The 13,694-nt window shown below is 53.0% G+C and carries 12 protein-coding genes; 6 read left to right on the plus strand and 6 right to left on the minus strand.

Annotation, left to right across the window (positions count from 1 at the left end; all coding sequences use genetic code 11):
- Positions 1–109: 109 nt before the first annotated feature.
- Together mobB and mobA are read right to left on the minus strand one after the other, a co-directional pair.
- Positions 110–613, minus strand: a complete 504-nt coding sequence (gene mobB / locus DBY73_RS19315) for a molybdopterin-guanine dinucleotide biosynthesis protein MobB (protein WP_112012667.1) — start codon at positions 611–613, stop codon at positions 110–112.
- Positions 610–1,194, minus strand: a complete 585-nt coding sequence (gene mobA / locus DBY73_RS19320; RefSeq protein ID WP_112012669.1) for a molybdenum cofactor guanylyltransferase MobA — start codon at positions 1,192–1,194, stop codon at positions 610–612. Before mobA ends, mobB begins: the two co-directional genes overlap by 4 nt.
- Positions 1,195–1,262: 68 nt before the next feature.
- On the opposite strand from mobA, the gene DBY73_RS19325 reads away from it, so the two are divergent.
- From DBY73_RS19325 to dsbA, 3 genes are all read left to right on the plus strand, one after another.
- On the plus strand, positions 1,263–1,532 hold the full coding sequence (locus tag DBY73_RS19325; protein ID WP_112012670.1) for a YihD family protein: 270 nt from the start codon (positions 1,263–1,265) through the stop codon (positions 1,530–1,532).
- Between the two features lie 75 nt (positions 1,533–1,607).
- Complete coding sequence (locus DBY73_RS19330) at positions 1,608–2,594, plus strand: serine/threonine protein kinase (RefSeq protein WP_112012671.1); 987 nt, start codon at positions 1,608–1,610, stop codon at positions 2,592–2,594.
- Between the two features lie 26 nt (positions 2,595–2,620).
- Positions 2,621–3,244 carry a thiol:disulfide interchange protein DsbA gene (gene dsbA / locus DBY73_RS19335; RefSeq protein ID WP_112012673.1) on the plus strand — a complete coding sequence of 208 codons (624 nt, stop codon included), beginning with the start codon at positions 2,621–2,623 and terminating at the stop codon, positions 3,242–3,244.
- 27 nt (positions 3,245–3,271) lie between these two features.
- On the opposite strand, the gene DBY73_RS19340 is transcribed toward dsbA, so the two are convergent.
- Complete coding sequence (locus DBY73_RS19340; protein ID WP_112012675.1) at positions 3,272–4,180, minus strand: acyltransferase; 909 nt, start codon at positions 4,178–4,180, stop codon at positions 3,272–3,274.
- Positions 4,181–4,618: 438 nt separating this feature from the next.
- Between DBY73_RS19340 and polA the strand changes: the two genes are divergently transcribed.
- The gene (polA, locus tag DBY73_RS19345; protein WP_112012677.1) at positions 4,619–7,411 is read left to right on the plus strand and encodes a DNA polymerase I; all 2,793 of its coding nucleotides are present in this window, start codon (positions 4,619–4,621) and stop codon (positions 7,409–7,411) included.
- A gap of 299 nt (positions 7,412–7,710) precedes the next feature.
- On the opposite strand, the gene yihA is transcribed toward polA, so the two are convergent.
- A complete protein-coding gene (gene yihA, locus DBY73_RS19350; RefSeq protein WP_112012678.1) occupies positions 7,711–8,340 on the minus strand; it encodes a ribosome biogenesis GTP-binding protein YihA/YsxC in 630 nt (209 codons plus the stop codon).
- Positions 8,341–8,917: 577 nt separating this feature from the next.
- Here yihA and yihI point away from each other — a divergent pair.
- A complete protein-coding gene (yihI, locus tag DBY73_RS19355) occupies positions 8,918–9,433 on the plus strand; it encodes a Der GTPase-activating protein YihI (protein WP_112012680.1) in 516 nt (171 codons plus the stop codon).
- Between the two features lie 188 nt (positions 9,434–9,621).
- The gene (hemN, locus tag DBY73_RS19365) at positions 9,622–10,995 is read left to right on the plus strand and encodes an oxygen-independent coproporphyrinogen III oxidase (RefSeq protein WP_112012683.1); all 1,374 of its coding nucleotides are present in this window, start codon (positions 9,622–9,624) and stop codon (positions 10,993–10,995) included.
- 45 nt (positions 10,996–11,040) lie between these two features.
- Here hemN and glnG read toward each other — a convergent pair whose 3' ends face one another.
- Both glnG and glnL read right to left on the minus strand, forming a co-directional pair.
- Positions 11,041–12,453, minus strand: coding sequence for a nitrogen regulation protein NR(I) (glnG, locus tag DBY73_RS19370; protein WP_112012685.1), 1,413 nt, complete (start codon positions 12,451–12,453; stop codon positions 11,041–11,043).
- 11 nt (positions 12,454–12,464) lie between these two features.
- A complete protein-coding gene (gene glnL / locus DBY73_RS19375) occupies positions 12,465–13,514 on the minus strand; it encodes a nitrogen regulation protein NR(II) (protein ID WP_112012687.1) in 1,050 nt (349 codons plus the stop codon).
- Positions 13,515–13,694 lie beyond the last annotated feature (180 nt).

Here is a 13,694-nt window from a genome sequence, read left to right on the forward strand (position 1 = left end):
ACTGCCAGGCATCAAACAAGTGAAGAGGCCATCCGGAAGGATGGCCTTTTTGCGTTTTTGAACCTCCAGGCTTTGTAGAGCGTATAAGCCGGCACTGCCGTCCTGCAAGTCAGATCGCACGCCACTTCACAATAAACTCCGCAATCTCATCCACATCATTCAAATCCAGCATTGGAACTTCAAGCGGCAACACGACATCGCTGGCCACTGCAATCACATGCTCATCAAGCGTTAACTCGCAAGCGTCATGCCCTGCATCGCTTCTGAATAGCAGGATCTTAGGCACGGTCTCATGCTTAAACCCCTCAACCAGCACCAGATCCAGCGTGGAATGATCCATCCTGCTAACCAAATAATTAAGATCTAAAGGCATCTCGTCCGGTGTCTCGGTCATTAATGCCCAGCGCTGGCTGCTCGCTACCATCGTTTGAGCAGCGCCCGCCTTACGAAGCTCAAAGCTGTCCTTACCCGGCTTATCGACATCCATATTATGATGAGTGTGCTTTATCAACCCAGGACGTAGGCCTCTGACGCAAAGTGCGGGTATCAGTTTTTTGAGAAGCGTTGTCTTACCAGTGCCGCTCCAGGCGGAAATCGCTAAAACGGGCGTCATTGTTTCTCCTGCATCATTTGCAAATCTTCAGTGGTATTCACATTCAAAAATGCTGATTTTAGATCGCTAAAATCTACGGAATGACCGCCAGACCGGCGCATAAATACCATCACGCGCCGTTCGCCGGATGTAAGATAGTCTTGTAAACCCTGTATTAACGAGTTATGCACTAAAGCAATCGTCGGATGGTCGCGTTCGCCGTCATGCACCCAGACGGCAGGCGCATCACCACGCTGCTCTATCAGACGTCCTACCAGACACGATGGAATAAACGGCGTATCGCATGAACAAAAGAGAAACCACTCTCCCTGGGACTGCTGCATGACCGAGAGCATTCCAGCCAGTGGACCTGGAAAATCAGCAAGACTGTCGTGATAAACGGGATACCCGCTTTGCTGATAAACGTGAATGTGACGATTGGCGCTGATGGCCATTTCCGATACCTGATCTGCAAGTTTATCAGCGACATGCTGCCATAACGGCTTACCGTTCAATATCTGCAGACCCTTATCTTTTCCGCCCATACGCGTTGCTCTTCCACCTGCCAACACGACGCCGATGATTTCCCGGTGCTGATTCACGAATATCGCCTCTTTTATTGTGGGATTGACCCTGCTAACGTGTCTCTCTAAATGAAAGGAGCACTACCATGAAATGTAAACGTCTGAATGAAGTTATTGAACTCCTCCAGCCCGCCTGGCAAAAAGAGCCAGAGCTGAATCTGGTGCAATTTTTACAGAAACTGGCGAAAGAGTCAGGTTTTGACGGTGAACTGGCAGACCTTTCTGACGACATTCTGATCTATCACCTGAAAATGCGCGATTCTGCCAAAGATGCCGTCATTCCGGGTATTCAGAAAGATTATGAGGAAGATTTCAAAACCGCGTTGCTGCGGGCGCGTGGCGTAATTAAAGAGTAAAAGCTTGTAAGCGGAGCCACCGATATCGCCACAAAATGATATCCTGAATCATTCGTATAATTTCCGGATGATCGGATGAACGACCAGGCTTTCACTTTCCAGACATTACACCCGGATACCATCATGGACGCTCTGTTCGAGCAGGGTATTCGGGTGGACTCCGGACTAACACCGTTAAATAGCTACGAAAACCGCGTCTATCAGTTTCAGGACGAGGAGCGTCAGCGTTTTGTTGTAAAATTCTATCGCCCTGAGCGCTGGACAGCAGAACAAATTCAGGAAGAACATCAGTTTGCCCATGATTTGCTGGATGACGATGTGCCCGTTGCTGCGCCCCTGAAATTTAATAACCAAACGTTGCTTACGCACGAAGGTTTTTTCTACGCCGTATTTCCAAGTCTGGGCGGCCGCCAGTTTGAAGCCGATAATATCGATCAGATGGAATGGGTTGCTCGCTATCTGGGGCGCATTCACCAGACGGGACGTAAAAAAAGCTTTATTGCCCGCCCGACTATCGGTATTCAGGAATACCTCACCGAACCACGACAGATATTCGAAACGTCGACGCTTATCCCGAAAGGGTTAAAGGTTAATTTCCTCAATGCGACTGACAAGCTTATCAGTGCGGTAAAGGCCTGCTGGCGCGACGATATTTCCACGCTACGCCTGCACGGCGATTGTCACGCGGGTAATATTTTATGGCGCGATGGCCCCTTGTTTATCGATCTGGATGATGCCCGCATGGGGCCGGCCGTTCAGGATCTGTGGATGCTGCTCAATGGTGATAAAGCCGAGCAACGCATGCAGCTTGAAACTATCATTGAAGCGTATGAAGAGTTTAGCCCCTTTAATTCAGACGAAATTGCACTGATTGAACCTTTACGCGCGATGCGTTTTGTTTATTATCTCGCATGGCTAATCAGACGTTGGGATGACCCCGCATTTCCCCGTAATTTCCCGTGGCTTACCGGGGAGGATTACTGGCGCAACCAGATATCCACATTTACCGAGCAGGTAAAGGTTCTACAGGAACCGCCTTTGCAATTAACGCCAATGTATTAATAGGACACACCAGGAGAGAGTTAATCATGAAAAAAGTATGGCTGGCGCTGGCAGGTATGATTCTGGCATTTAGCGCTTCCGCTGCGCAGTTTACCGACGGCAAACAGTATACCACGCTGGAGAAGCCCGTTGCTGGCGAGCCTCAGGTGCTGGAGTTCTTCTCGTTCTATTGCCCGCACTGCTATCAGTTCGAGGAAGTTCTTCATGTTTCTGATAACGTGAAGAAGAAGCTGCCTGAAGGCACCAAAATGACTAAATACCACGTCGAGTTCCTTGGCCCATTGGGCAAAGACCTGACCCAAGCGTGGGCGGTTGCGATCGCGCTGGGCGTGGAAGATAAAATCACTGCACCAATGTTTGAAGCTGTACAGAAAACTCAGACTGTGCAGACCACCGCAGACATCCGTAAAGTGTTCGTAGATGCTGGTATCAAGGGTGAAGACTACGACGCGGCCTGGAACAGCTTTGTCGTAAAATCCCTGGTTGCTCAGCAGGAAAAAGCCGCTGCCGATCTGCAGCTGCAGGGCGTACCGGCGATGTTTGTTAACGGTAAATACCAGCTGAATATGCAGGGTATGGACACCAGCAGCATGGATATCTTCGTACAACAGTACGCTGATACCGTGAAATACCTGGTTGAGAAGAAGTAAGTTGCCCTAAATAAAAGAAAACGCCGGTCACTGACCGGCGTTTTTGCATGAAGATTTTATGTGGTCTATCTGTTCGTCTTTATCTTTCCAGAGCGTATTGAGCCAAAGCTGGAAACGACGTTTAAAATGTTTATCGTTAACGTAATCGCCATGCAGTTCGCTAGCAATTGGCACGAGATTAACCCGTACCACAATACGCGTCAGCTTTCCGCGAAGCATATCGTAGAAGGGCGTCTTATCATTCTCCGGATAGCAGAGCGTCACGTTCAATAATTTATCGAACTGCTCCCCCAACACATTTAGCGCCATGGCGATACCGGCAGCCTTCGGAGGCAAAAGATTCTGATAAGGGGAACGCGTCTGACGGTGCTTCTCTTCAGTAAAGCGAGAACCTTCGACAAAATTGACGATCGTCGTTGGATGTACGCGAAACTTCTCACAGGAGCGGCGCGTGGTTTCAACGTCTTTCCCGCGACGCTCAGGATGACGAAGAAGATACCCGCGTGAATAGCGTTTCATAAACGGCATATCCAGCGCCCAGCAGGCGAGACCGATAAAAGGCACCCAGGCGAGCTGCTGTTTCAGAAAATACTTATTCATCGGGATATGTTTGCGAAACAGCACGCATAAAACCACGATATCTGCCCAGCTATGGTGATTGCAAATCAGCAAATACCAGTTCTTCTTGTTCAATCCTTCCAGGCCTTCAACATCCCATTTGAGATGAGGATTCAGGCAAAGCAGAAGCGCGAGCCCCTCACACCAGCAGTACATCATGAAATTACAAAATGCAGAGACGGCGCGCCACACTGTAGGGATGGGAAGCAGCAGTTTAAATATCCCGGCGATAATGATCGGCACTGAACAGGCGATGGTAACCAGGATCGTTAAAATGATGCTTAAAGGTAGGGTAAATACAGCGAGCAGTCTCGACATGATGAGCTTTTTCAGATAGTTAGCTATAAATGAGCGACCCAGGAGACGCCGCAGGGCGCTGATTTTATCAGAAATAAGACAAAAAAATGGCGGTTTAAACCTGTTAATCGACGCTTTTCACGTTCACTTGACATTTCAACTCTTCAAATTGAGGGCGTAAGGCTTATATCCACACAGACTAAATAGCGAACAAGAGGCAATATTAAGATTGTTGAATTGTTAATTCATTGATTTATATTAATAATTTAATGGTGGGCTGACACGATGCTTACGTATTATTCTTCCGTATTGAAATTATTCACAAACTTATCCACAGTTTCAATTTTGCGATCGATCCTCACGATCGCAAAATCTTTTCCTGTAAAGGGCGCTAAAAACTGATGTTTTTATGCTTCTGTGGCATCCTTTACCCATAAATTGATTAAAGGCACGGACATTATGGTTCAGATCCCAGAAAACCCTCTTATTCTCGTCGACGGCTCCTCTTACCTGTATCGGGCGTATCATGCGTTTCCTCCTCTGACCAACAGCGCGGGAGAACCTACCGGCGCGATGTACGGCGTACTCAACATGCTGCGCAGCCTTATTCTCCAGTATAAGCCTACGCATGCGGCAGTTGTTTTTGATGCGAAGGGCAAAACCTTCCGCGACGAGCTGTTTGAGCATTACAAGTCCCACCGTCCACCGATGCCTGATGATTTGCGAGCGCAAATTGAACCGTTGCATGCCATGGTGAAAGCAATGGGTCTTCCGCTGATGGCGGTCTCTGGCGTAGAAGCTGATGACGTCATTGGTACGCTGGCGCGAGAGGCCGAAAAGCTGGGGCGTCCAGTGCTGATCAGTACCGGTGATAAAGATATGGCGCAGCTGGTGACGCCGGGAATCACCCTGATTAACACCATGACCAACACCATTCTGGGTCCGGAAGAAGTGGTGGCTAAATATGGCGTACCGCCAGAACTGATCATCGACTTCCTTGCCCTGATGGGCGACTCCTCAGATAACATCCCCGGCGTACCGGGCGTGGGCGAAAAGACGGCGCAGGCGTTGCTGCAAGGTCTGGGTGGCCTCAATACGCTGTATGCCGAATCGGACAAAATCGCCGGGCTCTCTTTCCGCGGTGCGAAAACCATGGCGGGAAAACTGGAAGAGAACAAAGAGGTGGCGTACCTCTCCTACCAGCTGGCCACCATTAAAACCGACGTGGAGCTGGAATTGACCTGCGAACAGCTTGAAGTCCAGGAGCCCGCCGCGGATGACCTGCTTGGCCTGTTTAAAAAATACGAATTTAAACGCTGGATCGCGGATGTGGAAGCCGGCAAATGGCTGCAGGCAAAAGGGGCAAAACCTGCTGCAAAGCCTAAAAACACCATTGTGATTGATGCTGAAGAGCTGGTTGAAGAAGACGCGACGGAGCTTTCGTTCGACAACTATGAAACCATCCTCGAAGAGCCGCAGCTGCTCGCATGGATCGAGAAGCTGAAAAAAGCGCCGGTGTTTGCTTTCGACACGGAAACCGACAGCCTTGATAATATTTCGGCCAATATGGTGGGCCTGTCGTTTGCGACAGAGCCTGGCGTTGCGGCGTATGTTCCCGTCGCGCATGACTACCTTGATGCGCCGGATCAGCTCTCACGCGACCGCGTATTAGAACTGATGAAGCCTCTGCTTGAAGATGAAAAGGCGTTGAAGGTAGGTCAAAACCTCAAATACGATCGCGGTATCCTTCAGAACTACGGCATTGAGCTTCGCGGGATCGCTTTCGACACGATGCTGGAATCCTACATTCTGGACAGCGTGGCGGGCCGTCACGATATGGACTCTCTCTCCGATCGCTGGCTGAAGCATAAAACTATCACTTTTGAAGAGATTGCAGGCAAAGGCAAAAATCAGCTGACCTTTAACCAGATAGCCCTGGAAGAAGCGGGCCGCTATGCGGCGGAAGATGCTGACGTTACGCTTCAGCTGCACCTTAAAATGTGGCCAAAGCTGCAAAAGAACGAAGGTCCGTTAAACGTATTCCAGCATATCGAAATGCCGCTTGTTCCGGTGCTTTCCCGCATCGAACGTAACGGCGTAAAAATCGATCCAACGGTACTGCATAACCACTCCGGCGAACTTGCGCAGCGTCTGACCGAGCTGGAGCAAAAAGCGCACGAGCTTGCCGGTGAGCCGTTTAACCTTTCATCACCAAAACAGCTGCAGACTATTCTGTTTGAAAAACAGGGCATCAAGCCGCTGAAGAAAACCCCTGGCGGTGCGCCGTCAACGTCTGAAGAGGTGCTGGAAGAGCTGGCGCTGGACTACCCGCTGCCAAAGGTTATCCTCCAGTACCGAGGCCTGGCGAAGCTAAAATCGACCTACACCGACAAGCTGCCGCTGATGATTAACCCGAAAACCGGGCGCGTTCATACCTCCTACCATCAGGCCGTTGCGGCCACGGGGCGGCTTTCATCCACCGATCCTAACCTGCAAAACATCCCGGTACGTAATGAGGAAGGCCGTCGTATTCGCCAGGCGTTTATCGCTCCGGATGACTACCTGATTGTCTCAGCGGACTACTCGCAAATCGAGCTGCGCATCATGGCGCATCTGTCTCGCGACAAAGGTTTGCTGACGGCGTTTGCCGAAGGGAAAGACATCCACCGTGCGACCGCGGCGGAAGTTTTCGGGCTGCCGCTTGAGAGCGTGACGAACGAACAGCGCCGCAGCGCTAAAGCCATCAACTTTGGCCTGATCTACGGGATGAGCGCCTTTGGCCTGTCGCGCCAGCTCAACATTCCGCGTAAAGAGTCGCAAAAATACATGGATCTCTACTTTGAACGCTACCCTGGCGTGCTGGAGTATATGGAGCGCACCCGTGCGCAGGCGAAAGAGAAAGGCTATGTCGAAACGCTGGATGGTCGTCGTCTCTATCTGCCGGATATTACGTCCAGCAACGCTGCACGCCGTGCAGGGGCGGAACGCGCGGCGATTAACGCGCCGATGCAAGGTACGGCTGCGGACATCATTAAACGCGCGATGATCGCCGTGGACGCCTGGCTGGAAAAGGAAAAGCCTCGCGTGCGCATGATCATGCAGGTTCACGATGAACTGGTGTTTGAAGTACATAAAGACGATCTGGAACCTGTCTCTAAAAAGATCCACGAACTGATGGAAAGCAGCATGAAACTGGACGTGCCGTTGCTGGTGGAAGTTGGCAGCGGTGAAAACTGGGATCAGGCTCACTAGAGGTTATAGGAATAACGCCCTTTTTATGTAAGTTAGCAACATAACTTAGGGCGTTTTGTGACGATCATTAGATTTCCCTATGTAAAGAGTGAAAAAAAACTACAAAAAGTGCTTTTTCTGCGGTTAAAAAAGCGGTAGAGTTAACGACGTAGGGTACAGAGGTAAGATGTTCTATCTTTCAGACCTTTTACTTCACGTAATCGGATTTGGCTGAATATTTTAGCCGCCCCAGTCAGTAATGACTGGGGCGTTTTTTATTGCGGCAAAGAAAAAAAACGCGGTCATTGCCGCGCTTGGTATTACTCTTCTTCCGCTTCCGTCGCGGGTTCAAGCTCATTAAACCAGCTGTCGAGCTTCTGGCGAAGCTTATCCACACCCTGCTTTTTCAGTGAGGAAAAAGGCTCGACCTGCACATCACCATTAAAGGCCAGCACCGCTTCGCGAACCATATTCACCTGCGCTTTACGTGCGCCGCTTGCCAGCTTATCGGCTTTTGTCAGCAGCACCAGAACCGCGATATCGCTCGACACGGCCCAGTCAATCATCTGCTGATCGAGATCTTTCAGCGGGTGGCGAATATCCATCAGCACCACCAGACCTTTCAGGCACTGGCGCTTTTCAAGGTATTCACCCAGCGCGCGCTGCCATTTGATCTTCATCTCTTCGGGCACCTGCGCGTAGCCATAGCCCGGCAGGTCGACGAGACGTTTGCCGTCTGCCACTTCAAACAGGTTGATCAGCTGCGTGCGGCCAGGGGTTTTTGAGGTGCGCGCCAGGTTTTTCTGGTTTGTCAGCGTGTTAAGGGCACTGGATTTCCCCGCATTGGAGCGGCCAGCAAATGCCACTTCAATACCCGTATCGGAAGGTAAGTGGCGAATATCAGGCGCACTGGTGACAAAATGCGTCTGTTGATAGTTCCAGGTAGTCACGTGGTCGTCTCCAAAATCGTAAGCTGTGGGGGATTATACCTGAATGCGGGCAAAAGGCTTTTCCCATCGTAACGGGCCTGTAGGTTAAAACCCTTCTGTCTGTAAGAGATCTGCCATAAAGTCTATGGGAGATTTAAGAGAAATCGCAGGCGTTAAATACAGCAATGTATTTAAAATCAAAAGGTTGATTTAGGGTAATTATCTGAAAATTGATTTTTGTTCCTTTTGGTTGCTTGTTACTTTAACGGAAAAAGGTAAAGTGTGCGTCAAGGCGAGGATGCCACAGGATAACGACTTAAGGACAAGGGTCAGGAGCGCCAGGAGGCGAAGACTCAGGATTGTCAGGATGACAAGCGCCTGGAGGCGTTAAAACAGGAAATGGAACCGTATCACGGACGGTATCAGCCAAGGGATAAACAGGGTTTGTTGTTGGCAAACATGGAATGTCTGGCCCGTTAAGGGTTGTGAGTCAGGAAAAAAGGCGACAGATTGCTCTGTCGCCTTTTTTCTTTGCTTGCTTTCTGCTAGATTTCGCCGCAATTCTATACTGAAGAAAACGACTTAAAGATAAAACATCATGAAAAAACCGACTACCGCAGCGGGCGCTAAACGTCCTGCAAAAGCACGCCGCAAAACGCGCGAAGAACTGAACCAGGAAGCGCGCGATCGCAAACGCGATAAAAAGCATCGTGGTCATGCTCCGGGCAGCCGTGCAGGCGGTAGCGGTGCTGAAGGCGCGTCTGCAAAAAACAAAGCGCAGAAAGATCCGCGCATCGGCAGTAAAACTCCCATTCCTCTGGGCGTGACAGACACCCCGGTCACTAAGCAGCACAAACCAAAGAGCGAGAAACCTATGCTTTCACCGCAGGCTGAGCTGGATTTGCTGGAGAACGATGAGCGCCTGGATGCGCTGCTGGAACGTCTTGAAGAGGGCGAGACCCTCACCGCAGAAGAGCAGTCATGGGTTGATGCCAAGCTGGATCGCATTGACGAGCTGATGCAGAAGCTGGGCCTGTCTTACGACGATGAAGACGACGAAGAAGAAGACGAAAAGCAGGAAGATATGATGCGTCTTCTGAAGGGTGGAAACTAACGTTTGCATCCGGCAGGCACGCTCGTCCTGCTTATAACCCTTCCGGTTATATGTTATCTGGTGTGGTTATTCGTTAAACTACGGCGGTTGTCGCGGCGACAGAAGTGGCTGCGCACCCGAATGATGGCCCGCAATGGGGCCAGAAAGGGCCGCCGTATACGAACGCGACACCAACGGAAGGAGTGAGCATGTCTGTACCATCTATCGACTGGGATTTGGCCTTAATCCAGAAATATAACTATTCCGGGCCGCGTTATACCTCATACCCCACCGCGCTAGAGTTTTCTGATACCTTCGGCGAGGCGGATTTTCAGCAGGCCGTTGCGCGCTATCCCGAGCGCCCGCTATCGCTCTACGTCCACATTCCGTTCTGCCACAAGCTCTGCTACTTCTGCGGCTGCAATAAAATTGTGACCCGCCAGCAGCACAAGGCCGATCAATATCTGGATGCGCTCGAGCAGGAAATTCTTCACCGCGCGCCGCTGTTTACGGGCCGTCACGTCACCCAGCTTCACTGGGGCGGCGGTACGCCGACCTATCTCAATAAAGCGCAAATCAGCCGTTTGATGACGCTGCTGCGCGGGAACTTCACGTTTAACGACGACGCCGAAATCTCGATCGAAGTCGATCCGCGGGAAATTGAGCTGGACGTACTGGATCACTTACGCATCGAAGGCTTCAACCGCCTGAGCATGGGCGTGCAGGACTTCAACAAAGAGGTGCAGCGCCTGGTGAATCGCGAGCAGGACGAAGAATTTATCTTCGCCTTACTCAACCGCGCGCGCGACATTGGATTTACCTCGACCAACATCGATCTTATCTACGGCCTGCCGAAGCAGACGCCGGAGAGCTTCGCCTTCACGCTGAAGCGCGTGGCGGAGCTTAATCCCGATCGCCTGAGCGTCTTTAACTACGCGCACCTGCCGACGCTGTTTGCGGCACAGCGCAAAATCAAGGATGCGGACCTGCCGTCTGCCCAGCAAAAGCTGGATATCCTGCAGGAAACCATTACTTCCCTGACCGAAACCGGCTATCAGTTTATCGGTATGGATCACTTTGCCCGCCCGGACGACGAGCTGGCGATCGCCCAGCGTGAAGGCATGCTGCACCGCAATTTCCAGGGTTACACCACCCAGGGCGACACGGATCTGCTCGGCATGGGTGTTTCCGCTATCAGCATGATCGGCGACTGCTATGCGCAGAACCAGAAAGAGCTTAAGCAGTATTATCAGCAGGTTGATGACTGCGGTAACGCCCTGTGGCGCGGGATCGCATTGACCCGCGACGACTGCATTCGTCGCGACGTGATAAAAGCCTTAATCTGCAACTTCCGCCTCGATTTCAGCGACGTGGAAATGCAGTGGGATCTGCACTTCAGCGATTACTTTGCGGAAGATATGAAGCTGCTGGCGCCGCTGGCAAAAGATGGGCTGGTGGATATTGCTGACGGTGCAATTGAGGTGACGCCAAAAGGGCGCCTGTTGATTCGTAACATCTGCATGTGCTTCGATGCTTACCTGCGCCAGAAAGCGCGTCTGCAGCAGTTCTCGCGGGTGATTTAAGCGGTTTTGCCGGGTAAAGCTAAGCCTTCACCCGGCACAGAAAAATTACTCCATCCCCAGCTCTTTCAGCTTGCGCGTCAGGGTATTGCGCCCCCAACCGAGCAGGCGCGCGGCTTCCTGCTTGTGGCCCTGCGTATGGCGCAGCGCGGTGGTCAGCAGCGTCCGTTCCAGCTCCGGCTGGGCCTCCGAAAGCAGGTTTTGATGACCGGAACGCAGCGCGCGGTCGGCCCACTGCGCCAGCAGCGTCGCCCAGCTGTCCGGCAGCGCGTGGCCGGTGCTGCTTTCAGGCACGGTCGCTTCAAACAGCTCACTCGGTAAATCCTGAATCAGCACCTCCTGTCCGGCGGCCATCACGGTCAGCCAGCGGCAGGTATTCTCAAGCTGACGCACGTTGCCCGGCCATGCCAGGCGGGTGAGGGCGGCGTCGGTTTCCGGATGCAGCTGTTTCGCTTCGACGCCCAGCTCGCGGGCAGCCACCTGCAGGAAGTGGCGCGCCAGGCGCGGAATGTCTTCGCGACGCTCGCGCAGCGGCGGCAGATGCACGCGGATAACGTTCAGGCGGTGGAATAAGTCTTCACGAAATTTTCCCTCCTGCACGCGCAGCTCCAGGTTCTGGTGCGTCGCGGCGATAATGCGCACATCCACCTTAACGGGCGCGTAGCCGCCCACGCGGTAAAACTGCCCGTCGGCCAGCACGCGAAGCAGGCGCGTCTGCACGTCCAGCGGCATATCGCCAATTTCATCCAGAAAAAGGGTGCCGCCATCGGCCTGCTCGAAACGCCCCTGACGTATGGTATTCGCCCCGGTAAACGCCCCTTTCTCATGGCCAAACAGCTCGGACTCAATCAAATCCTTCGGGATCGCCGCCATATTCAGGGCGATAAACGGCGACTTTGCGCGCGGGCTATGGCGATGCAGCGCGTGCGCAACCAGCTCTTTACCGGTACCCGACTCACCGTTTATCAATACGCTGATCGACGAGCGCGACAGGCGGCCAATAATGCGAAAAACGTCCTGCATCGCGGGCGCTTCGCCGATAATGTCCGTCGTGGGCCCAAACTCCGGCGCGTTGCGCGGCTGCTGCTGTTCCTGATAGTGGCTAATGGCGCGCTCGACCAGGGCAACCGCCTCGTCGATATCAAACGGCTTAGGCAGGTAATCAAACGCGCCCTGCTGGTACGCGCTCACGGCGGCATCCAGGTCTGAGTGGGCGGTCATTATGATGACCGGAAGCATAGGATGACGCTGTTTGATCTGCTTGAGCAGCGCCAGCCCGTCCATGCCCGGCATACGAATGTCTGACAGCAGCACGTCCGGCGTTTTGGTGGTGAGTGCGTCGAGCACCTCGCTGCCGCTCTCAAACGTTGTGCAGCTTAATCCGGCCCCCGTAAGCGCGCGTTCAAGCACCCAACGGATGGAGCTATCGTCATCGACTACCCAGACTATCCCTCGTTGCATACTCGTCACCTTTATTTTTTAATCGGCAGGAAAACCGAGAACTCGGTATGTCCCGGCCAACTGGTAAATTCAATTTTGCCTGAGTGTTGGTCAATCAGGCTGCGGGCAATGGATAATCCCAGACCAGTACCGCCTTCGCGCCCGCTCACCATCGGGTAGAACAGCGTGTCCTGCAAATGCGGTGGAATGCCCGGCCCGTTATCCTCAACGTCGATGCGCGCCGCCAGGCGGTAGCGCACGCCGTGCAGCGTGAGCTGGAACGCCGTGCGGGTGCGCAGAATAATTTCGCCCCCTTCCGGCCCCAGCGCCTGCAGCGCGTTACGCACGATGTTCAGCAGCACCTGTTCAATCTGGTCAGGATCGTGCGCCAGCTCCGGCAGGCTGGGATCGTAGTCGCGCACCAGGGTGACGTTTTCCGGCAGCTCCATCGACACGAGCTTCACCACGCGCTCCGCCACCTTGTGAATGCTTTCTGAGACATGCATACCGGGGTGCTGCGGCCCTAACAGTCGGTCTACCAGGTTACGCAGTCGATCCGCCTGCTCGATGATGACGTTGGTGTATTCCGCCAGCGAGGGGTCGGGCAGCGCTTTGGTTAACAGCTGCGCCGCGCCGCGCAGGCCACCCAGCGGATTTTTGATTTCGTGGGCCAGGCCGCGCACCAGGTCGCGAGCGGCTATTTGCTGCGCATGCTGAAGCTGTTCCTGGCTCAGGCGGCGCTGGTTGTCCATCGGCGCCATCTCCAGCAGGATCATACCGTCAGGAAGACGTTGCGCCGTCAGGGAGAGAATGTGCGAGCGCCCGTCAATCACCAGCGTCACTTCGTTGTCGGTAAACCCCTGACCGGCGAGCAGGCTTTCGCGCATCAGCTCAACGTTCAGCGAGAAATAGCTCAGCAGCTCCGGGAGCGGGGTGCCAAACAGCTTGCGCGCGCTCTGCGCCAGCAGCTGCTGTGCCGCCGGGTTGGCGTAATGCACGGCCAGCTCGTCATCGACAAGCAAAATGCTGGTAATCAGGGAATTGAGGATCTGCCCAGCATCGGGCAGCGTGCCGGTTGCCATTCAGCAGTCTCCTGGAGTTGATTGCACTAATTTAGTGCAGTATAGCTTTTTGTCGTCAAAAAGCGCGAGGAATCAGGCCGTTGGCGGAGAAAAAAGCCCATCCGAAGATGGGCCAAAAAGTTTCCACGGCAACTAAAACCTGCGTCTTTCTCGCTACAGCCGCGTTGCTGTAGCAAGAAA

Source organism: Enterobacter sp. RIT418 (assembly GCF_003057745.1).
Taxonomy (GTDB): Bacteria; Pseudomonadota; Gammaproteobacteria; order Enterobacterales; family Enterobacteriaceae; genus Enterobacter.